The organism is Aquirufa aurantiipilula (genome assembly GCF_019923745.1).
GTDB lineage: Bacteria > Bacteroidota > Bacteroidia > Cytophagales > Spirosomataceae > Aquirufa > Aquirufa aurantiipilula.
On record NZ_JAANOG010000012.1, the window covers coordinates 53,363 to 76,568 of the forward strand.

General features: G+C 38.2%; 18 protein-coding genes. 15 read left to right on the top strand and 3 right to left on the bottom strand.

The window, feature by feature from the left end:
- Positions 1-2: 2 nt before the first annotated feature.
- A complete protein-coding gene (atpA, locus tag G9H60_RS11865) occupies positions 3-1,583 on the bottom strand; it encodes a F0F1 ATP synthase subunit alpha (RefSeq protein WP_109323374.1) in 1,581 nt (526 codons plus the stop codon).
- A 240-nt stretch (positions 1,584-1,823) separates the two neighbouring features.
- Between atpA and G9H60_RS11870 the strand changes: the two genes are divergently transcribed.
- The 9 genes from G9H60_RS11870 to G9H60_RS11910 all read left to right on the top strand — a co-directional run bounded on the left by G9H60_RS11870 (position 1,824) and on the right by G9H60_RS11910 (position 10,853).
- A complete protein-coding gene (locus G9H60_RS11870; RefSeq protein ID WP_223144273.1) occupies positions 1,824-2,600 on the top strand; it encodes an FKBP-type peptidyl-prolyl cis-trans isomerase in 777 nt (258 codons plus the stop codon).
- 18 nt (positions 2,601-2,618) lie between these two features.
- Positions 2,619-4,748, top strand: a complete 2,130-nt coding sequence (locus G9H60_RS11875) for a carboxy terminal-processing peptidase (protein ID WP_223144274.1) — start codon at positions 2,619-2,621, stop codon at positions 4,746-4,748.
- Positions 4,748-5,548: an inositol monophosphatase family protein gene (locus tag G9H60_RS11880; protein ID WP_223144275.1), complete on the top strand. Its 801-nt coding sequence runs from the start codon at positions 4,748-4,750 to the stop codon at positions 5,546-5,548. The genes G9H60_RS11875 and G9H60_RS11880 overlap by 1 nt, the downstream gene beginning before the upstream one ends.
- 7 nt (positions 5,549-5,555) lie before the next feature.
- The gene (locus tag G9H60_RS11885; protein WP_223144276.1) at positions 5,556-5,708 is read left to right on the top strand and encodes a FeoB-associated Cys-rich membrane protein; all 153 of its coding nucleotides are present in this window, start codon (positions 5,556-5,558) and stop codon (positions 5,706-5,708) included.
- A gap of 3 nt (positions 5,709-5,711) precedes the next feature.
- Positions 5,712-7,469, top strand: a complete 1,758-nt coding sequence (locus G9H60_RS11890; protein ID WP_223144277.1) for an ABC transporter ATP-binding protein — start codon at positions 5,712-5,714, stop codon at positions 7,467-7,469.
- Between the two features lie 39 nt (positions 7,470-7,508).
- Positions 7,509-8,399, top strand: coding sequence for an outer membrane protein assembly factor BamD (locus G9H60_RS11895; protein ID WP_223144278.1), 891 nt, complete (start codon positions 7,509-7,511; stop codon positions 8,397-8,399).
- 56 nt (positions 8,400-8,455) lie between these two features.
- Positions 8,456-8,773: a DNA-directed RNA polymerase subunit omega gene (locus G9H60_RS11900; RefSeq protein ID WP_109325079.1), complete on the top strand. Its 318-nt coding sequence runs from the start codon at positions 8,456-8,458 to the stop codon at positions 8,771-8,773.
- Between the two features lie 24 nt (positions 8,774-8,797).
- Positions 8,798-9,706 (top strand): type IX secretion system protein PorD, encoded by a 909-nt coding sequence (gene porD, locus G9H60_RS11905; RefSeq protein WP_223144279.1) that lies wholly within the window; start codon positions 8,798-8,800, stop codon positions 9,704-9,706.
- Positions 9,707-10,058: 352 nt separating this feature from the next.
- A complete protein-coding gene (locus G9H60_RS11910; protein WP_223144280.1) occupies positions 10,059-10,853 on the top strand; it encodes a Fic family protein in 795 nt (264 codons plus the stop codon).
- A 253-nt stretch (positions 10,854-11,106) separates the two neighbouring features.
- Here the strand turns inward: G9H60_RS11910 and tilS are convergent, their stop codons facing one another.
- Positions 11,107-12,465, bottom strand: a complete 1,359-nt coding sequence (gene tilS / locus G9H60_RS11915) for a tRNA lysidine(34) synthetase TilS (RefSeq protein WP_223144281.1) — start codon at positions 12,463-12,465, stop codon at positions 11,107-11,109.
- A gap of 52 nt (positions 12,466-12,517) precedes the next feature.
- Between tilS and G9H60_RS11920 the strand changes: the two genes are divergently transcribed.
- On the top strand, positions 12,518-14,062 hold the full coding sequence (locus G9H60_RS11920) for an OstA-like protein (RefSeq protein ID WP_223144282.1): 1,545 nt from the start codon (positions 12,518-12,520) through the stop codon (positions 14,060-14,062).
- Positions 14,063-14,159: 97 nt separating this feature from the next.
- A complete protein-coding gene (locus G9H60_RS11925) occupies positions 14,160-14,765 on the top strand; it encodes a T9SS type A sorting domain-containing protein (protein WP_223144283.1) in 606 nt (201 codons plus the stop codon).
- A 75-nt stretch (positions 14,766-14,840) separates the two neighbouring features.
- On the opposite strand, the gene htpG is transcribed toward G9H60_RS11925, so the two are convergent.
- Complete coding sequence (htpG, locus tag G9H60_RS11930; protein ID WP_223144299.1) at positions 14,841-16,658, bottom strand: molecular chaperone HtpG; 1,818 nt, start codon at positions 16,656-16,658, stop codon at positions 14,841-14,843.
- A 94-nt stretch (positions 16,659-16,752) separates the two neighbouring features.
- Between htpG and G9H60_RS11935 the strand changes: the two genes are divergently transcribed.
- The 4 genes from G9H60_RS11935 to odhB all read left to right on the top strand — a co-directional run bounded on the left by G9H60_RS11935 (position 16,753) and on the right by odhB (position 23,184).
- Positions 16,753-17,697 (top strand): DUF3667 domain-containing protein, encoded by a 945-nt coding sequence (locus G9H60_RS11935; RefSeq protein ID WP_223144284.1) that lies wholly within the window; start codon positions 16,753-16,755, stop codon positions 17,695-17,697.
- Positions 17,698-18,642, top strand: a complete 945-nt coding sequence (locus tag G9H60_RS11940) for a type IX secretion system membrane protein PorP/SprF (RefSeq protein WP_223144285.1) — start codon at positions 17,698-17,700, stop codon at positions 18,640-18,642.
- A 245-nt stretch (positions 18,643-18,887) separates the two neighbouring features.
- Entirely contained in the window at positions 18,888-21,617 is a 2,730-nt protein-coding gene (locus G9H60_RS11945; RefSeq protein WP_223144286.1) for a 2-oxoglutarate dehydrogenase E1 component, read from the top strand.
- 22 nt (positions 21,618-21,639) lie between these two features.
- Positions 21,640-23,184, top strand: a complete 1,545-nt coding sequence (gene odhB / locus G9H60_RS11950) for a 2-oxoglutarate dehydrogenase complex dihydrolipoyllysine-residue succinyltransferase (RefSeq protein WP_223144287.1) — start codon at positions 21,640-21,642, stop codon at positions 23,182-23,184.
- Positions 23,185-23,206 lie beyond the last annotated feature (22 nt).

Sequence of the window (23,206 nt, forward strand, 5' to 3'; positions counted from 1 at the left end):
TTTTAAACTGCGTATTTAGCTGCTACTTCATTTCCTACACGCTTCAGTGTAGCTGTCAAGGTATCATCAAATTTACCTGCTCCTAAAGCATCTAATGTTGCTTTTTCAGTGGCACGTAATACTTGGATGAAATCTTTTTCAAATTCACGTACTTTCTCTACTGGTACTTTATCCAAGTTACCTGTAGTAGCCAAGTAAATCATAGCTACTTGATCTTCTACACGTTGTGGAGAGAATTGAGGTTGTTTCAACATCTCTAAGTTACGACGACCACGGTCAATCGTTAATTTAGTAGAAGCATCCAAATCAGAACCAAACTTAGCGAATGCTTCCAATTCACGGAATTGAGCTTGATCTAATTTTAAGGTACCAGCAACTTTCTTCATTGACTTAATCTGTGCATTACCACCTACACGTGATACCGAGATACCTACGTTGATCGCTGGACGAATACCTGCGTTGAACAAGTTAGACTCCAAGAAGATCTGACCATCTGTAATCGAAATTACGTTGGTAGGGATATAAGCAGAAACGTCACCTGCTTGTGTTTCAATGATTGGAAGAGCTGTTAAGCTACCACCACCTTTTACCAAGTGCTTGATAGAATCTGGTAAGTCATTCATTGACTGAGCAATGGCATCCGAAGCATTCACTTTAGCTGCACGCTCCAATAAACGAGAGTGAAGGTAGAATACGTCACCTGGATATGCTTCACGTCCTGGTGGGCGACGAAGTAATAGGGACACTTCACGATAAGCTACGGCTTGCTTAGAAAGGTCATCATAAACAACCAAAGCAGCACGACCTGTATCACGGAAGAATTCACCAATTGCTGCACCAGTAAATGGAGCGTAGAATTGCATTGGAGCTGGATCAGCAGCACTCGCCGAAACGATTACCGTATACTCCATAGCACCTGCTTTACGCAATGTTTGCTCTACTTGTTTGATGGTAGAAGCTTTCTGACCGATGGCTACATAGATACAGAAAACTGGCTCACCTTTATCGTAAAATTCTTTTTGATTAATAATCGTATCGATACAAACAGCTGTTTTACCTGTTTGACGGTCACCAATAACTAACTCACGTTGACCACGTCCTACTGGGATCATGGCATCAATCGCTTTGATACCTGTTTGAAGAGGTTCTGTTACAGGTTGACGGAAAATTACCCCTGGGGCTTTACGCTCCAATGGCATTTCGTATAAATCTCCAGTGATAGGACCATTACCGTCGATAGGCTCACCTAATGTGTTTACTACACGACCTAAAATACCATCACCCACTTTAACCGAAGCAATTAACTTGGTTCTCTTTACGGTATCACCCTCTTTTACCAAAGTGGATTCGCCTAATAATACGGCTCCCACATTGTCTTCTTCTAGGTTCAATGCCAATGCTTTAAGTCCGTTTTCAAAAACGATCAACTCACCTGCTTGTACATTGGATAACCCGTAAATACGAGCCACACCATCACCCACTTGGAGTACGGTACCTACTTCTTCTAATTCTGCTTGGGTCTTAGCCTGAGATAATTGCTCCCTAAGGATGGCTGAAACTTCGTCTGGTCTTACTGATGCCATGTTAAAATGGAGTTTTCTGGGATGTTAAATACTTATTTTGAACTAAATTTTCGGGTGCAAAATTAGTTATGAAATTTCAATATTCCCATAACTATTGCAAAAAATGTATGAATTCATAAGACTTTTTTTAGATACTTACCGTTAGGTCATTATCCGTTCCGTTAAATGGCGTTAAAATAATTGAGATAGAGCCATTTTTCTGTATCTTAGAGCCTTTGTTTGACTATATTAATAAATTCTATGAAATTTCCATTGACACGATTAACAACAATTCTTACGCTAACAGTTCTATCATTTTCCACTTTTGCTCAGACAAAACCTGCTACCAAAGCGAAAGTAGCTGCTAAACCTGCTGCTGCAGCTCCTAAAGTGAAATCAGCTAACCATTCTGGCGCTCATTTTGCTAGTACCTTGGATTCTGTTTCCTATGCTGTAGGAGTTTTAGTTGCTCAAAATTTCAAATCACAAAATGTGGTCTTAAATCCTGAAACCGTAGCCAAAGGTTTTGCCGCAGCTACACAAGGTAGCACTTTAAGCCTCAGCGAACAAGAATGCCAAAAAGTAGTCAATAATTTCATGATGCGTAATCAAGAAAGACAAATGGCAGAAGGAGCCAAACAATATTTGCCTAATAAAGAAGCTGGGGAAAAGTTTTTAGCTGAAAACAAAAAGAAAGCAGGAGTGTTAGTAACCCCAAGTGGTTTACAATACGAAATCATTAAGGCTGGAGATGGTCCTAAACCTACTTCCGCCGACAAAGTAAAAACCCATTATCATGGAACTCTGATTGATGGCACCGTGTTTGATTCTTCTGTGGATCGTGGTGAGCCAATTTCTTTTCCAGTTACGGGTGTAATACCAGGTTGGGTAGAAGCTTTGCAAATGATGACTGTAGGTTCTAAATGGAAACTTTACATTCCTCAAGAACTTGCTTATGGAATCCGCGGTGGTGGAGCAGCCATTAAACCCTATTCTGCTTTAATTTTTGAAGTAGAATTGATTGCTATCGAAAAATAACATAACGCATCTCGGTATATGAAAAAGATACTGCCTATTTTAATCCCTCTATCACTTTTGGTGGTATTGTTTTTGCACGGCAAAAACCAGACTAGCTTCCCATCCACCAAATCTTTGGTGTATCAGGAAGGTGATTTACAACCTACCGATACCCAGCGTAAGGTGGAGCGATTGGTTTTTGGCATCTTAAGTAACTACCATTACCGCAAGATTCCAGTGAACGACTCATTATCTTCTAAAATCTATGATGCTTATTTAAAAGAGCTTGATCCTAATAAGGTGTTCTTTTTAGCTTCTGATATGGAAGAATTAGAGAAATACCGCTTGACCATAGATGATCAATTGAATGATGGAGATTTGACTTCAGCATTTGCGATTTACAACCGCTATCAGCAACGCATGAAGGAGCGCTATGCCTACATTGATCAAATCTTGCAAAAGATACCCGATTTTACAGTAGATGAGAATTACCAGCCTGGTCGCGAGAAAGCAAAATATGCTGCCTCAAAGGAAGAGCTAAATGATTTTTGGCGTAAAGATGTCAAAAGACAATTGTTGGACTGGAGGATATCCGGAAAAGCAGATACCACTGCTTTACGTGAATTGAAAGAGCGTTACAAGCGCTCCGAAAAATACATGGCGCGTACTCGCTCGGAAGATGTTTTCCAAGTATTCATGAATGCTTACACAGAAAGTATTGACCCACATACTTCTTACATGATTCCTCGCACAGCGCAGGCTTTCAATACCGACATGGCACAAAGCTTTGAAGGAATTGGTGCTACGCTTCGTTTGGAAGGAGATTATGTGACCATACAAGATTTAATTCCAGGTGGTCCGGCATTCAGAAGTAAGCAAATCAATCCTAAAGACCGCATTATTGGAGTAGCGCAAGGTGACGATGGTAGTTTTGTGGATGTAATTGGCTGGTTTACGGATGATGCAGTCAAGCTAATTCGTGGGCCGAAAAACACCGTAGTTCGTTTGAAGTTATTGCCAGCAGGAGCTGGTGCAGGTTCTCCAGGAAATGAAGTGCGACTGGTACGTGAGAAAATTAAATTGGAAGAGCAAACGGCTAAAAAAGAAATTTTGACTTATAACCAAGGGGATAAGAAAATCAAATTAGGTTTAATCACCATCCCAATGTTCTACCGGGATTTTGAAGGAGCTCGCAAAAGAGAGTCTGATTTTAAATCTACTTCGGCTGATGTGAAGAAATTCTTAACAGAGTTTAAGTCGGAAGGGGTAGATGGTTTGATCATTGACTTACGTAATAATGGTGGAGGTTCATTGATTGAAGCTGTCGATTTAACAGGCTTATTCATACCCAAAGGCCCGGTGGTGCAAAGAAAACAATCCGATGGAAAGATTACGCAAGAAGTAGATAAAGACCCAGAGCAATTCTACGATGGTCCTATGGCGGTGTTAATTAACCGTTTCTCTGCTTCGGCATCAGAAATTTTTGCCGCTGCTATTCAAGACTATAAGCGTGGAATTATTGTAGGAGAACAATCCTATGGTAAAGGTACGGTGCAGTCGGTGGTGGATTTAGATAATTACATGAATAACGAGAAAGAGCCTGTAGGTCAATTGAAAATTACCTTGGAGAAATTCTATCGTATAAATGGTAGTTCCACCCAACATAAAGGTGTAAGTCCTGACTTTGCATTGCCTTCGGCATTTTCCGCAGAAGAGTTTGGCGAGAGTTCCCAACCGAGTGCATTGCCTTGGGATATGATTTCCCCGACCAATTATCAAATTACATCCAACATAAATCCCGGATTAATCAATAAGATGCAGGCTAGCTTCCAGGCTCGTTTGAAAACGAAACCTGATTTGATCAAATTGAAGGATGATTTTGAGCGTTGGAAGAAAATCAAAGAATTGAATTCTATTTCTTTACAATTCGATAAGCGGAAGAAAGAATTGGATGATCAAAAGAAAAAGCCTGATGAGTCGCAAGCAGTAATGGATAATATTGCAGGTTCCGCAGCAGATACTCCTGAAGGTGAAAAAGATAAAAAATCATCTACAGCAGATAAGCATGCCAAAGATGTCTATTTAAAAGAAACACAACAATTATTGGCAGACTGGGTCTTAGGACCATTACCTACCAAAGTAGCAGCTAAACCTGCAGCAAAGAAATAATGGATGATTTAGCAAAAATTTTAGAGCAATCATTACCTGTGGTTCGTGAAACAGGCCAATGGATACAATCCATGGTCAATCAGATAGCCATTGAACATATTCAGTACAAAGGCAAAAACGATTTAGTCTCTTTTGTAGATCAAACAGCAGAGGCAAGATTGAAAGAAAGCTTGTCAAACATTTTTCCAGAAGCAGGATTCATAGCTGAAGAGTCGGCTTCTGATTTCTCAGAAGTTGGGGATGGTTATTATTGGGTAATTGATCCTTTGGATGGAACGACCAATTTCTTGCATCAATTGCCTATTTATGCGGTTTCTGTTGGTTTGATTTATCAAAAGCAACCAGTATTAGGTATGATTTATGAGCCTAATCGGGATGAACTGTTTTACGCTGTCAAAGGAGCAGGGGCACATTTGAATGGTTTGCCTATTCAGGTTTCATCACAGCCAACTTTGGAAAAGAGTTTATTAGCAACGGGTTTCCCTTACCATGATTTTTCCTATCAAGATAAATATTTAACCCTCTTGAAGGAACTCATGCAAAAAAGTCATGGTTTGAGACGTATGGGCGCTGCCGCCATTGATCTAGCTTATACTGCCTGCGGTCGATTTGAAGGCTTTTTTGAAGCTAATTTGAAACCTTGGGATGTAGCAGCAGGTAAAATCATCATTGAAGAAGCAGGAGGGAGGGTGACCAACTTTTCAGGTGGTTCCGATGTGATTTTTACGGGTCAAATTATTGGCGCAGGGGCTATATTTGAAGAATTTTTAGGAACTTTGCAGATGCATTGGAAAAACTAATCCGCTCATGGAAAAAATCGTCATCGGTCTCGTATTTGTAGGAGCTCTTGTTTACCTAGGGAGAATGGTCTATCGGATGTTTTTTTCCAAACAAGTGGGTTGTGCCAAAGGTTGCGGAACTTGTTCAGCAATGCCCACGGAAACCAACAATCCCGTTTAAGCTTTGAAAGAGACGTCCAGCGGTAAAATAGTCGACTTACACATCATTCGCAGAATATATGGGTTTATCCAACCCTATAAATTCCGTTTTTGGTTACTAGTATTTTTGATTCTTTGCATGGCAGGTGTTTCTCCTGTAGTCCCACTACTTATTCGTTATACGCTTGATCATTATGTCGATGTGACTCATATTCAAGATCTCTTGCGTATGTTTTTCATTATGCTTGCTGTATTGTTTTTACAAACAGGTTTACAATTTTCTACCAGTTATTTAGCGGGTTATTTAGGTCAAACGGTGATTCGGGACATTCGGGTAACCTTGTATCAAAAAATCATCAACCTTCGATTAGCTTTCTTCGATGCTACACCCATTGGTCGCTTAGTGACCAGAACTGTTTCTGATATTGAAACCTTGAACGATGTTTTTTCTGAAGGTCTAGCTTCCATTGCAGGGGATTTATTGCAATTGTTTTTGATTGTTGGCGTCATGTTTTATACCGATTGGCGTTTGACCTTGATCATTTTGGCCACAGTACCCTTCATGGTTTTGTCGACCTACATTTTCAAAGAACATATCAAAAAGTCCTTCAATGAAGTACGTTTAGCCGTAGCAAACTTAAATTCCTTTGTACAGGAACATATTTCAGGAATGATGATTGTGCAATTATTTCATGCGGAAAAAAGAGAATTAGTCAAATTTCAAGAAATCAACAAGGAACATCGGGATGCCAATATCAAGAGTATTTGGGCCTATTCTGTTTATTTTCCTGTGGCGGATGTGATTGCAGCCGTGGGTACCGGTTTAGTAGTGTGGATGGCTTCTACTTATATTTTAAAAGAACAACAAAGCGTGGGGACTTTGACGGCCTTCATCATGTTTATTAACTTGTTTTTTAGACCCATCCGTATGTTGGCCGACAGATTCAATACCTTACAAATGGGAATTGTCTCTACAGAAAGGATTTTAACACTTTTGGATTCAAAGGATTATATCCAAAATAATGGCACACATTTGGCAGATAAATTGGAAGGAAATGTGGAGTTTAAAGACGTGACATTTGCTTATAATGAACCAGAATGGGTGGTTCGAAATGTGAGTTTCGAGGTTGAGGCCGGTAAAACTTTGGCCATTGTAGGTGCGACTGGGGCAGGTAAATCTTCCATCATAGGATTATTAAGTAGGATGTATGATTGTCAATCTGGTCAAATAATGATTGATGGCATTGCATTGACGGAGTATGAAATCGGAAGTTTACGAAAAAACATAGCCGTGGTATTGCAAGACGTATTTTTGTTCAGTTCAACCATTGCTTATAATATCAATTTAGGAGATGAATCCATCAGTCAAAATAAGATGGAGGAGGCGGCAAAAGCAGTAGGAGTGCATGATTTTATCATGTCATTACCAGGTGGATACCAGTATCAAGTGATGGAAAGAGGGGCAACCTTGAGTGTTGGTCAGCGACAATTGATATCATTTGTTCGGGCCTTGGTGCACGACCCCAAGATTATTATTTTAGATGAGGCTACATCTTCGGTAGATACAGAAACAGAATTGATGATTCAGGAGGCTATAGCTACTTTAATGAAAGGACGTACTGCGGTAGTGATTGCTCATCGATTATCGACAATACGACATGCTCACCAGATTTTAGTGATGGACAAAGGGGAAATTAAAGAACGAGGAAATCACGATAATTTGATTAAAAAAGACGGTTTATACGCTCAATTATATCATTTGCAATTTAGTAAAGCAGTTTAATTCGGACGTACGCACAATTATGATTATCTTTGCGCTCTTATGAAGTTGAAAAATTTAGTATTGATTCTTTCGGTAGCCATAATTGGCTTAAGTTCTTGTGGAAAATTTGAGAAATTCCGTAAGAGTGCCAGTGTACCTACCAAATACAAAGCTGCGGTAGATTATTATAAAAAGAAGGATTTTGCCAAAGCGGGCATACTTTTTGATGAAATTTTACCTTTGTTGAAGGGTGATTCTACACAAGAATTAGCTACTTTTTATCAGGCTTATTGTGATTTCAACACAGGGAACTACACGCTAGCCAATTCTCATTTCAAGAAATTTGCAGAAGTATTTTCACGTAGTGAGTATGCGGAAGAAGCTATATACATGTCGGCATTTGCTTTGTATAAGGATTCTCCCAACTTCAATTTGGACCAAACTGGGACCTTATCGGCCATCAACGAAATTCAGAGTTATTTAAATAATTATCCAGATACAAAGTTTAAAGAAGAGTGTAGTAATATCATTCGTGAGTTGCGTAAGAAATTAGAGCGTAAAGCCTACGAAAAAGCGCGTTTGTATTATAAAACATCACCTTTCAATATTGCTACATTGAAGTCTTCAGTAATTGAAATCACCAATTTTCAACGAGATTTCCCTGATTCGGATTACAATGAAGAAATGGCTTATTTGAAAGTTTTATCTCAATTTGAGTTAGCGAATAGCACCATTGAGATGAAGCAAAAAGAACGTTACACAGATGCTTCGAAGTTTTATTTGGAGCTAGTGGATAAATATCCGAACAGCAATTATTTAAAATTGGCTGAGAAGATGTACACGAAAAGTATAGAAGAGGTAGCTCGAATCACCAAATTGGAAGATGAGTATAAGGCTGCCGTGGAAAAAGAGAAGGCAAAAACATCCAAATTGGCCACCAGTCCTCAATAGTTTTTACCAAAAATTTAGTCTAAATTTGCAATCTTAAATTTATAGAGATGTCTAAGATCCAAACAAACCCATCGATCATCACCCGTGATGTTGATAAAATTGCCGAAAAGACGGGAAATGTGTATGAATCAATTTCCATTATTTCGCAAAGAGCGCGTCAAATCTCTAGTAAGATGAAGGAAGAATTATCAGGTAAACTTTCTGAGTTTGCTTCCTCTGTAGATAATTTAGAGGAGATATTTGAGAACCGCGAGCAAATTGAAATTTCCAAATATTACGAGCGTATGCCTAAGCCATCGGCTTTAGCTATCGACGACTTTATGGCTGATAAAGTTGATTTTCGTATCCGTGAGGAAGGTACAGACGAAAAATAATTTTATTTCGTTTGATTTCTAACCATGAAATCTACTCCCTTTTTTCTGAGCTTAATCTTGTTGCTAACTTCCTGGGGACTTCGTGCCCAGGAGTTACAAGCAACAGTGACCATCAATACAGAGCAATTACAGCTCGATCAGCAGCGCGGAAGCAATCAAATTTACCCAGAATTACAAAGGACCATGCAAGAATTCTTGAATGGAAGACGTTGGTCCAATGATAATTTTGCTCCTGAAGAAAAAATCAAAGTAAACATCAATTTATTATTGACCAAAGCCACCTCTCAGGGCGACTTTGAAGCGAATGCTCGTGTACAAGTATTGCGTCCAGTCTTTGGAACATCGTATGAGACGATTGTGTTGAACATCATCGATAAGAACTTTAATTTCAAGTATTTATTGGGTATGCCATTGACATACAATGACAATTCCTACATTGAGAATTTAAGTGCGATGTTGGCCTATTATGCTTATTTAGCTTGTGCCTATCAATATGATTCTTTTGGGAAAATGGGTGGCGATGTATTTACTCAGAAGTTGTTTAATTTAACCAATTTGGCTCAAACTTCCGGTACTGGTTGGGGTGTTGTGAGTGATGTACGCAGTCGGGTAGCAATTTCCGAGAGTTTAATGAACCAACAACTACAAGGTATACGAGAGGTAAATTACACGTACCACAGATTATTATTGGATACCTACAAAGTTCAGCCAGATGAAACCCGAAAAGGCATTTTGGAATTGTTAAATCAAATTCGACAAATCAATCAAATTCGTCCGGGAGCTGCTAGTATCCGTATTTTCTTTGATGCCAAGGCCGATGAAATCTTCTCCATCATGGATGAAGCTAGTCCTAGCGAACGCCAGCAGGCCTTTGCCTACCTGAGTTTATTAGACCCTATCCGGACAGAGACTTATAGGAAGTTGATTAGGTAAGGATTTATCTTTGAAGTTTTATCGTTGAAGTATCTCTTTAAGTCTTACCCTTGTGTTTTGTAGTTGAGATTTATCCTTGAGATTTATCGTTGTGGTTTGTCCTTGAGATTTATTGTTGAGGTTTGACGTTGTGGTTTGTCGGTGAGGTTTATCGTTTAGGTTTGACGTTAAGGTTTGTCGTAGAGATTTGTCAAATCTTGAAGATTTGACAAATCTAAGCGGGATACACATCATTTACAAATTATAGAATCCTTACAGTATTTATTATCAAATAGCTTATTTAATGTAGAACATTTACACGTTTAAGTTGTTAAAACGTAAACTGTGTTTTGTGATTCAATAATAGACATTAATGGAATTACTCCCAATTCAAAATATTCAAATTAATTGGCGAAAAATAGCTGAAATAGACAGTGTGGTGAAGTCTATTTATCGCTTAATTATTTATAGTAGGTATCATTTGGACGATGATTTGTTGGATATTTATGTTTCGGGAGTCAATGATTTAAAAGAACAATTGAGTATAAAAAATGCTCAAATGGAAGCCCAAAATGAAGAAGAAGCGGAAGAATATGTGAAGAATTTAAAAGTTTCACTTGATTTTGTTATTGCAGAAATCGTGCTTCATCAAAACTTAAGTAAGGAAATTCAATTGTTCCAATTGCTTCGGTTAGTCTCTCCTGAGACAAATGCTCTTCATCCTAATCGCTACCGTCATACCATGGTACAAATAGGTGCACATATTTGTCCAGAACCGTTGATGGTACCAAGTTTGGTAGCTGAACTTTTTTATAGAATACAGCACATTTCTAATCCTATCATACGGGCCATATATTTTCATCACGAGTTAATTCGAATACATCCTTTTGCTGATGGTAATGGCAGAGTTACCCGTATTGCCAAAAATTGGATGCTGATGTATGAATTATATCCACCCATATTCATTAATGATGCTCCTCAAAAAAAAGAGTACATTTCTACCTTAGCCAATAGTTTTAGAGAACTAGAAAAAGCACCGAATCAGTGGAATAAGTATACGGAATTGTTTTTTGAACAAGAACTTGACCGTCTGTTGATTAATGCTAATTGGCTGTATGAAAGTATTAATTTAAAAGGCTTATCTAGGGAAAGTCAGATTGAAAAATAAATGTGACTTCGAGAACCTCAGCCACATTTGCTCCAACACTAATGATTTGTTTTTCTGTAATTAATTATGACTTCAATGTCAAAGTTGTTTATTTATACTAAGGTGCGCGAGACACTTTCAAAGGAGTTTATTCCTATCAAGGTGCCTGATGTTCTCGAAGACACCTTGCCTCTCAAGTGAATTTCTTAAGTTTTAAGTTAATTTTTGCGATTTTCAGGTGCCTGAGGTTCTCGAAGGTACCTTTTCTTTATTTTCAGGCTGAGGTCCCCGAAGCCACCTGCTTATTTTCCAAAGTTAAAATACACAGGCCCTCCGTTTTATCCGTTACCTTATTCCGGTTATCTATTCGATAGCCCATTACCCAAACCACAGAACCCTTACTCAAGACCAATTGCACGTTTTTCTTTAAATTCAAAGGCACTTTTTTGTCCGTCAGAAAATCAGAAATCAGTTTCTTTTGATTCATTCCAAGTGGACAAAACCAATCACCTTCCTGATATTTTCTAATTTCTAATGGAAAATGCAAAGTCTCTGCATCCAAACAAGCTACGTTTGACCCTGTCGGAGGAGTAAATCCTTTTTCATTTTCTCCAAAATCAATGTGTAAAATTTGATTTCCTAAATCCACATCATCCGCTTCTTCATCTACTAGGATAGGTTTAAATTCTGATTGATCTTTCGGACTAAGCACCCATTGTTGTCGATCTATATTCAAGATATGACTAGGAGATTCAAATATTTTACCAACTTGTTGATCTCCAGCATCTAAAATATGTCCCATAGCATCCGCTGTAAATCGATAGGCCAATAAAAGTTGTTGGCGCATAACCGTTTCTTTTTCAGCTAAACTTGGGTCACTTAATTGTACAAATATGTTTCCTTGCACATCCACATGGCAGCGTTCCTGTTTCCAAATTTCAAATTCTGCTTGCAGCCATTTCTCTATCGAGGCTATATTGGCACTACTTTGTGCTACGCTCTGCTCAAATTGAGGATTTAATTCAATGAACTTCGGAATTATTTCATGTCGAATAAAATTTCTTTGGTATTTCGTGGATGCATTAGACGAATCTTCTCTCCAAGCCAATTTATGACTAACCACAAAATCAAATATTTGCTCTTGATTGGCAAATGCCATAGGGCGAATGATATGCCCATTTTTAACGGGAATGCCATGAAATCCTGCTAGCCCAGACCCGCGACTCAAATTCATTAAGACCGTTTCTGCACTATCCATCTGGTGGTGCGCCGTGGCAATAAAATCATAACCTTCCTTTTGTCGAATCTCCTCAAACCAATCATAACGCAATATTCTGGCAGCCATTTGAGAAGATAGTTTTTCTTTCTCCGCGAAAGCTTTAGTATCAAAGCAAATGCTATGATAGGGTACTTTTAAAGTCTTGGCCATTTTTTTGACAAACACCTCATCTGCCAGAGATTCTTCTCCACGTAAACTGAAGTTTACATGTGCTATCCCGAAATTGAATTTGGCAAGCGAAAACAATTTAGACATGATGACCGAGTCAATTCCGCCACTGACAGCCAGTAAAATTTTTTGATCCGCCTGGAATAAATTCTCTTTTCGGACAAATTGGATGAAATCTTCCAGCATAAAAATGGTAAATTGCGTGATAAAGCCACGAAATTAACGATTCGCTTTCAAGATGCGTTATAAATCGCCCATTTTCCTGTTTATTCTATTGCTTTTTCCTGTCTTGGCATATTGCCAAAGCCAAGTTCAAGTGGTTTACGCGGATAGCCTTAACGGTATTCAAGTAGAATCCTCCATAATTAAGAAATTGATTGGGAAAGTAGTTCTTCGACAAGGTACAACGACCCTAACTTGTGATCAAGCTATTCTTAATAGCACAACTAACAATGTAGAAGCTTACGGTCGTGTAAAGATTATTCAAGCAGATACTGTGACCATCACGGGAGATTCTGCTTTGTACAATGGAGATCTCCGCCAAGCTTATATGTTGGGAAGGGTAAAATTAGATGATCATACCATTGTTTTGAATACCAATAAGTTGGATTATGATATGAATACCAAAATGGCTGTATATCATACTGGAGCCAAGATTTTGGATAAGAAAACCACCTTGACAAGTAAGCAAGGCTTTTATAATACAGTCACAAAAAACTTTTTGTTTAAAGAAAAAGTCCGAGTGGTTGATAAAGAAGGAGGCGCACTTAAGGCAGATTCTTTGCGATATAATACAGCCACCAAAGAAGCCTTTTTCATTTGTCCGACAGAAATTATCAATAATAAAGATACCGTTTATACTAAATCTGGATTTTATAATACCCAAACCAAAGTCTCCAATTTTACTGGTAGGTCAACTGCCAAAATGGAAGATTATACCTTAACCGCAGATTCCTTATTTTATGATAGTCCTACCAAGATTGGGGTGGCTAAAGGAAATGTTGAGTTTTTAAGTCAAAAAGATAAAGTGGTATTGACAGGGAAAAATGGTCGCTATAACGGTAAAACTGGGATTACCCGAGTATATGGTCATGCATTGATGCGTAATATCATGGAAAAAGATACCTTGTATCTGACCGCTGATACTTTGGTTTCATTTGATAATAAGAAAGATTCCGTACGTAAATTATATGCCTACAAGCATGTGCAGATATATAAGTCGGACTTATCCGCCCGATGCGACTCTTTGGGATATGATATGCGCGATTCTGTCATACATTTTTATCAAAAACCCATTATTTGGACCAATGATTCTCAGTCGACGGCTGATTCAATTTCTTTATTCATGGTCAAACAAAAGTTAAAAGAAATGCGTCTAAGGGGTCACTCTTTTGTGATTTCAGCTGATTCGGCTTCTCATTTTAATCAGATAAAAGGTCGAAAGGTTTGGGTATTCTTTAATGATGATTCGAAACTCAGGCGAGTGAATGTAGAGGGAAATGGAGAAAGTATCTATTATGTAATGGACGATAAAAAAGTGACCACTGGATTAAATCGTGTAGAGTGCAGTCGGATGAATCTTTTTTTTGAAGAAAATAAAGTCAAGAGAATTACGTTTATCACCAAACCTGAAGCGAGATTTGTTCCTCCCAAAGAATGGAACGAAGATTTACAAGTTTTAGATGGCTATCGTTGGCGAATCAATGAAAAGGTTACTTACAAAAAGTTAATGGAGACGGTTAATGCACCGGAAATATCCATTCCAATTGTTAAAAATCCTTAAAATTGGGCCTTTGGTCATTCAAATTGTACCATTTGACCTATTTGCATTTTTCTAACACAATATCTGTCTTACTTTTGTTTCACCATTCTTTGGATAGATGAACCGATTTTTACCTATATTGATTTCTTGTGTGCTCGTTTTACTCTTAATTGAGAGTTCATGGAATGTCAATGCGCAAGGTGAAAGCAAATCTCGCTCGCGTTTAGAAATGAAAGCGAAACCAAACCCAGTTCGATTACCCATTTTATTGGCTAAGAGAAGTTTTAAAATTAATCCTCAGTTACAAACTAATTTAAATATTCACGAGAATACCTACATCAGTCAGTTTTTGAAGAATACTTATGCACAAGCTAGCACAACGAAATCAACAGAACCGATTAGTATGGACCGTAAAGTTTCTGAAGAGACTGGAGCCAATGACAATTATTTGTTTCAGTCGGACCGCCTAGTAGTTTCTAATTTATACCCCAATCCGGCAAGTGATTATGCCGATATTGATTTCCAAATGGCCACATCCAACCAGGAGGTGAAAATTGTGGTATACAATATTTTAGGTCAAGAAATCAAGGAGTTGATTTTAGATAAAGATCAGCGCAATGCACGTATTTCTTTGCGTGATATCAATAGTGGAATGTATATGTATCAACTAATGATTGATGGTCGATCAATCGTTACCAAGAAGTTGATTGTCAGAAAGCAATAAATTCAATTTGAAATTCGTTCGTTTAAAACAACGTCGTCAAGGTTCCAAACCTTGCCGACGTTGTTCAAAGCATCATTAAAATCCACTTACGGTTCTCTTAATAAATGCTGTTAAATCTGCTCCAGTAAGAAGGTTCTGAGATAATAAAGCCAAATCAGCAATTTGCTTAGCTAAATTTTTCTTTTCCTCTTCAGAAGGTAAATCAATTAATTTATTGATCAATGGGTGATTGGCATTGATAGTAATTTGGTAGGTCATTGGCATATTGCCAAACATTCCCATTCCTCCACCACCTGTTTTCGACATATCACTCATACGTCGCATGAATTCGTTCTGAGTCACGATTGCAGGTAATTCATCCGGAGACATGGCTTCTACACTCACTTGCTTTTGCTTATCATTTAGAGTTTCTTCAAAGATTGATTTCACGGCATTCTTTTGATCATCTGTCAAAATAGCCTCTAATTGTATGCCAGTATCAATCAATTTATCAATGGAATCAGCATCTACACGTTTCCACTGTGTTTTTTCAATTTTAGATTCCATTTGGTTGATAAAGTGAGCATCAATCATGGAATCCATTTTTAATACGGAATAACCTTTTTGAATGGCGGACTGAATAAAGGCATCTTGTTGCTGTACATCTGTCGTGTATAAATACACTTTTTGTCCATCTTTATCCGTTTGCAAGGCTTGAACTTCTTCAGCATATTCGTCCAAGGTAAAGAGCTTGTTGGCAGTAGTTTCTACCAAACAAAAATCTTTCGCTTTTTCGAAGAATTTTTCATCGGAAATCATGCCATACTTAATGAATAAGCCGATGTTGGCAAATTTCTCCTCGAAACCTGGTCTGTCTGATTTAAATAATTCTTGTAATTTATCCGCTACCTTTTTGGTAATGTAACTATTGATTTTCTTGACATTGGAATCTGCTTGTAAGAAACTGCGCGAAACATTTAAAGGGATATCTGGAGAATCAATAACTCCGTGCAATAGCATTAAAAACTCAGGTACAATGTCTTTAACTTCATCAGTAATAAATACCTGTCGACTGTACAACTGGATTTTTTCACGTTGTAATTGGAACTCGTTTTTCACTTTTGGGAAATACAATATTCCAGTCAAATTGAATGGATAATCTACATTCAAGTGAATCCAAAACAATGGTTTCTCTTGGAATGGATACAATTCCTCGTAAAATTTCAAATAATCCTCATCAGTTAATTCCGAAGGAGATTTAGTCCAAAGTGGAGAAGGATTGTTGATGATTTTCTCTTGGAATTCAATAGGGATTGGTAGGAATTTACCATATTTTTCCAAAATGGATTTTAAACGAAACTCTTCTAAAAATTCTTCTGAATCTTCAGCAATATGTAAAATGATATCGGTTCCTCTTTCCGCTTTTTCAGCAGAATTGATGGTGTATTCCGTCGAACCATCACAAATCCACTGAGCAGCTTCTGAACCCTCTTGGAATGATTTGGAGATGATTTCTACTTCTGAGGCAACCATAAATGCCGAATAGAATCCTAATCCAAAATGTCCTATAATACCCTTGTCATCTCCTTTATCTTTGTATTTCTCTACAAATTCTGTGGCTCCCGAAAAGGCAATTTGATTGATGTATTTTTTAATTTCTTCAGCTGTCATACCAATACCATTGTCTGAAATGGTAATGGTTTTAGCTTCTTTGTCAAAACTTACTTTGACTTTCAATTCTCCTAATTCGCCATTGAATTCTCCGATGGAACTTAATCTTTTGATTTTCTGACTAGCATCTACCGCATTGGAGACTAATTCACGAAGGAAAATTTCGTGATCCGAATAAAGGAATTTCTTAATGATCGGAAAAATGTTCTCGGTGTGAATGGAGATATTACCTGATTCTTTCATATTGTTCATGAGGAGTGATTAAAAATCTTTAATTTGATGCAGAAATAACAATTTCAAGTCCAAATTCAGTTGAGGTGTCATATTGTCAGGAATTATGTCGAAAATTAACTTACGAAGTGAAACAGATTGTCTCAATTGCGGTCATCAAGTGACGGAACGTTACTGTTCTCATTGTGGCCAAGAAAATCGTGAACCCTATGAATCTTTTTGGTCATTAGTGATTCATTTTGTGGAAGATATCACTCATTTTGATGGTGCATTATTTAGAACTTGTAAGTCATTATTTTTTGCTCCAGGAAAATTAACCCAGGCTTATTTGGATGGGAAAAGGAATAGTTTCCTGCACCCTATACGCTTCTACTTATTTACTTCTGCCTTTTTCTTTTTGACTTTGTTTTATGTATTTCAACCTTTGCAGTCCAAACTGAATAAAAATTCAAAGGCAATAGAAGTTGCTTCATTTCAAGTGAAGTTAGATAAACGAGATGCTTTTTTGAATTCTAGTGAGATTCAAGCCTATAAAATAAATCAATTAGCTAAACCTGAATCCGAGCGAGATTCCCCTTTGTTTCAAAATATCATTTTTCATTTTTTTGAGCTTCAGAAAAAGTATCCTGAAAGCAAAGAATTTTACCTGGCATTATATGATGGAGTTACCCATAAAATGTCTCAAGTGTTGTTTTTGACAATACCCCTTTTAGCATTGATTTTACAGCTAGTATTCATTCGGAGAAAGTATTATTACTTCATGCACCATGGGATATTCGTTTTGCATATAGCAACTAGTTTATTCATTACATTATTTATTAGGAATGTATTAAATATTGCGCAGTTGACCTTATCCTGGGAATTCATTGATGTTATTAAAAATATCTTGATGCTTGCTTGGTTTTATTTTTATTATCGAAGTTTTAAAAACTTTTACCAATTAAAAGCAGTTAAGTCTGTTGGATTATTTTTGACATCATTCATTGCGCAATTGACTTTAGTATTGATTGTTTTTGTGTCTTTGGTTTTATTCTCATTTTTTAGCCTATAAATGATTCTCACACGCAGCATTTTACTTGGAGTATTGAGTTTTTGTACCTGGTCACTTTTTGCCCAACAAGAATCATTACGCATGGTATATCCTTTCATTCCCTTGTCTATCAATCCAGCCGAGGCGGGAAGTAAAGGAGTGGCCTCAGTGACGGGTATATTCAGAAGAAAGCCTTTGTTTCAGCAGGGTGGTGCTACAGTTTCCTCCCAACAGTATTTTAGTTTTGATATGCCAATCCGGCAAGAGCAATGGGGCATTGGTTTTTTGGCCTATAACACAGATCAATCCTATGGTCCATTGGGTGGAGGAATTGCAGCCAATTTGGGTTTAGCTGGATTAGTAGCTAAACGATTTGTTATCGGAAAAGGGCAGGGGCTTCAGTTGGGATTAAATCTTGGTTTGAATCAGTATCCCGTGCTAGGTCGAAATGGAACTTCTGAGTTTGGAGGAAGTATTGGCTTTGGAATTGCCTATCAATATGAGAAATTAGAATTGGGGATAAGTCGGCCGACTCAAAGTTTACGTAGTTTGGAATGGACGAATCCCAATCCTATCTATGCTAAAATAGGTTATCATCTTTCTCCTGGTCAAGGGAATTTATTGAAGTTGGGAGCCTTGATGCGCCAACAATATTCGGAAACTCGCTTTGATTTGAATGCTGTTTTCTGGTGGCAAGAAAAATTTGGATTGGGTATTTGGTGGCAAAATACAGGCTCAGAATTCTCTAATGAGGCACTTTTGGGCAGCATTGAGGTTCCTTTTGGTCGTAATTTTCGGGTAGGTTATGCCTATGATTTTTTGGGTAAAAACTCTGTGTATCTAAGTCCAGGTACTACGAATACCGGTACAAGCAGCACCCAAACTGCGGTATCAGCTTTTCATCAGATTTTTATGCGGTATGAAATTGATTTAGGTAATGGAAAAATTGCCAATTTCAGACCTTAAGCATGTGGCTAAATAATTTGATTATCTGTAGATATAATGATAAATTTTAAAGATTTTTTTTGGGTTAGACTAAACAGTCGGAAATCCTTGGAAATTTGTGCTCCAAACGGGAAAAAACCCCAATTTTTTTGGGGATAATTATAATCCCCTTCGTAAATTGCGAAGATTTTTTTAGACAAGATTAAATAAAATTAACCAATCAATAACGTTTGAAACTTTTCTGGATTTAGGCCAGATTTTACATTATGGATTCATTTTCCTACGTTGCCAATGCTGATACCCAAGTTATTTCTGACTTGTTTGATGCATATCGAGTTGACCCCAATTCAGTAGACAGTTCTTGGAGAGATTTTTTCAAGGGATTTGAGTTTGCTCAAACTTGGCAAGGAGAAGGCGCTTCGCCTTCAGGTGCTGCCTTAGAACCTTCACATGTTCAGAAAGAAATGTCGGTAATCAGTTTGATTAAGGCATTCCGTTCAAGAGGTCACTTACTTTCCAAAACCAATCCTGTACGTGATCGTAAGGATCGTCAACCTCGTTTAGAAATCAAGGATTATTCCTTAACTGAGGCAGATTTAGATACGGTTTTCCAAGCGGGAAGTTTCTTAGGAATAGGGCCAGCGACCTTGCGTAAAATTTGTGAAGTATTAGAAAAAGTTTACGCCGGATCCATTGGATTTGAGTATTCATACATTCGTGAGGTTCGCGTAAAAGAATGGTTAAGAAATAAAATAGAAAAGGAGGCATTATCTTTTACGCCTTCCATTGAAGAGAAAAAGCAGATTTTACAAAAGCTCAATGAAGCAGTTGTATTTGAGAATTTCTTAGGTACAAAATATTTAGGTCAAAAGCGTTTTGGTTTAGAGGGAGGAGAAAGTACCATTGCAGGTTTGGATGCCATCATCAACAAGGCTGCTGATTTTGGTGTGAAGCAAGCGATGATAGGGATGGCTCACCGGGGTCGTTTGAATGTACTTGCTAACATCATGCACAAATCTTATGAAGCCATTTTCGATGGTTTTGAGGGAAATGTACCTGATCAAATTCATGGGGATGGCGACGTAAAATATCACTTAGGTTATTCTAGCCAGCATACAAGTCCTAATGGAAATGAGATTTCATTGAAATTAGCGCCTAATCCTTCTCATCTTGAGGCTGTAAATCCATTAGTAGAAGGTTTTTGTCGTGCCAGTGCAGATGCACATTACGACGGAGATTATTCTAAAGTACTACCCATATTAATTCACGGAGATGCTGCATTAGCAGGTCAAGGAATTGTATATGAAGTAACCCAAATGGCTAAATTGAAGGGTTATTCTACTGGAGGAACCATTCACTTTGTGATCAATAATCAGGTTGGTTTTACTACCGACTTTGAAGATGCACGTTCAGCTATTTATTGTACAGATGTTGCTAAAATCATTGATGCTCCCGTATTTCACGTGAATGGAGATGATCCAGAAGCGGTTGTATTTGTATCTCGCATGGCTGCTGAATTCCGTCAGGAGTTTGGTCGTGATGTATTTGTTGATATGGTTTGTTACCGTAGAAATGGTCATAACGAGTCGGATGAGCCACGTTTTACTCAGCCTACTTTATATGCTAACATTACTAACCACCCTAATCCCAGAGAAATTTACACGCAAACGTTAATTAAACGTGGAGATATTGATGCCAAATTGGCTAGTCAAATGGATTCTGAATTTAAAGCGGAATTACAGGCTCGTTTGGATATGGTGAAACAAAAAGTGAAACCTCCTTATGTGCCATTGAAATTGGATAACAAGTGGTCTACTTTGCGTTTTTCTAAAGCGGAGGATTTTGCGGCTTCACCGAATACAGCTATAAAAAAGGCGACTATTGACTTGGTTGCTAAAGCCATCACTTCATTGCCTGCAGGTTTTGTGGCATTGAAGCAAATAGAGAAAGTTATTTCAGACCGTAAAGGTTATTTTGAAAAAGGAGAATTAAATTGGGCCACTGCTGAGTTATTGGCATATGGTTCTATTTTGGCAGAAGGTAAAACAGTACGCTTGTCGGGCCAAGATGTTCAAAGAGGTACATTCTCTCACCGTCATGCAGTATTGCATGATGCCAATACTAACAATAATTATTGTAATCTAGATCATATCAAAGATGGTCAAGAGAAGATGCAAATCTTCAACTCCTTACTTTCTGAATATGGTGTATTGGGTTTTGAGTTTGGATATGCCTTAGCTAATCCAGATGCATTAGTTATTTGGGAAGCGCAGTTTGGTGATTTTGCCAATGGAGCTCAAACCATGATTGATCAATTTGTTAGTTCTCATGAATCAAAATGGGGTACACAAAATGGATTAGTTATGCTTTTGCCTCATGGATATGAAGGTCAAGGTCCAGAGCACTCGAATGCACGTCCAGAGCGTTTCTTGCAGTTAGCTTCGGAAAATAACATGGTAGTAGCTAATTTAACTACTCCTGCTAATATTTTCCATGCATTGCGCCGCCAATTGACTTGGGAATTCCGTAAGCCATTGGTAGTGATGTCGCCAAAATCTATTTTCCGTCATCCAAAAGTGGTTTCTCCGATTGAAGCATTTACAAAAGGTAAATTTCAGGAGGTTATTGGAGATACTTACGCCGAAAAAGCGAAAGTTAAAAAAGTGTTATTGTGTAGCGGTAAAGTGTATTTTGACTTGTTAGAAAAGCAAGAAAAAGACGCTCGTAAAGATGTAGCAATCATTCGTATCGAGCAATTACATCCACTACCTACAGCTCAAATTGAAAAGGAATTAGCTCAATACAAAAATGCAGATGTATATTTTGTCCAAGAAGAACCAGAAAATATGGGGTATTGGTCATACATCATTCGTGAATTTGGTTGGTCTAAATTCAAAGGATTGGTTGCACGTAAGAAAAGTGCATCTCCTGCAACAGGATTCTTAAAGGTTCATGCTGAAGAGCAGGCTGCCTTGGTTAATAAAGCATTTGAATAATTAAAATAAAAGCCGAACAACAATGGCCATAGAAATGAAAGTGCCCGCTGTGGGCGAATCGATTACGGAAGTTACCGTTGCTACTTGGAACAAGAAAGAGGGTGATGTGGTGAAGTTGGACGAAGTTCTTTGTGAATTGGAGTCAGATAAGGCAACTTTTGAATTGCCTGCAGAAGCAGAAGGAATTTTACACATTGTAGCAAAAGAAGGGGATGTATTGCCCATTGGTGCTGTAATTTGTACCATAGAGGTTGTTGGTGCTCAAGCCGCAGCTCCTTCTCCTGCCCCAGCAGTTGTAGTAGCAGACAGTCCTGCTCCTGCGCCAGTAGCTGCTTCACCAGCGGCTCCAGCAGCAGAAAGTAAGGTATTGGAAGTAAAGGTTCCTCCTGTAGGAGAATCTATCACAGAAGTGACCGTTTCTGTTTGGAATAAAAAATCGGGCGATACTGTTGCCCTAGATGAAGTTTTATGTGAATTAGAATCTGATAAAGCCACCTTTGAATTACCCGCTGAATCAGCTGGTGTATTACAAATTGTAGCTGAATCAGGTGCTGTGGTACCTATTGGAGGTATTTTGGCAACCATCACAGTTGGTGCATCTGCTAGCACAGTCGTTTCAAGTGCATCGCCTCAAGCAGTTGCCTCAGTGGTTGCACCTGCAGCAGCTCCTGTTTCTGCAGAATCCTATGCAGCCGGTCACCCTTCTCCAGCAGCAGCTAAAATTTTAGATGAAAAAGGAATTGCTGCCTCACAAGTAGCAGGAACGGGTGTTGGAGGAAGAATTACTAAGGACGATGCTCAAAATGCACAGCCACCTGTAGCCGCACCAGTTGCGTCTGCACCAGCAGCAGCATCAGCTTCTGATGTACGAGGTTCTCGTCGTGAAAAAATGAGCTCATTGCGTAAAACAGTGGCTCGTCGATTAGTAGCTGTGAAAAACGAAACGGCCATGTTAACCACATTTAATGAGGTTGATATGAAGCCAGTAATGGATTTGAGATCCAAATACAAGGATAAGTTTAAAGAAAAGCACGGTGTAGGATTAGGCTTTATGTCATTCTTTACCAAAGCAGTTTGTGTTGCCTTGAAGGAGTTTCCTTCAGTAAACGCTAAGATTGATGGAGATGAAATGGTATTCCATGATTTCTGTGATATTTCTATTGCCGTATCTGCTCCAAAAGGTTTAGTGGTACCGGTTATTCGCAATGCAGAGAATTTAAGTCTTGCTGGTATAGAATCAGAAGTGGTTCGATTGGCGGTAAAGGCACGCGATAATAAATTGAGTTTAGAAGAAATGACAGGAGGAACATTTACGATCACGAATGGTGGCGTATTTGGTTCCATGATGTCAACTCCTATCATCAATGCCCCTCAAGTAGCTATTTTGGGTATGCACAATATAGTTGAGCGTCCAGTAGTAGTGGATGGTCAAATTGTAATCAGACCCATGATGTATTTAGCTTTATCTTATGATCACCGTATTATCGACGGTCGTGAGTCAGTAAGCTTCTTAGTACGCGTGAAGCAGTTGTTGGAAGATCCTGCTCGTTTTTTATTAGATATTTAACAACGTGAATAGGCCTTAAGGG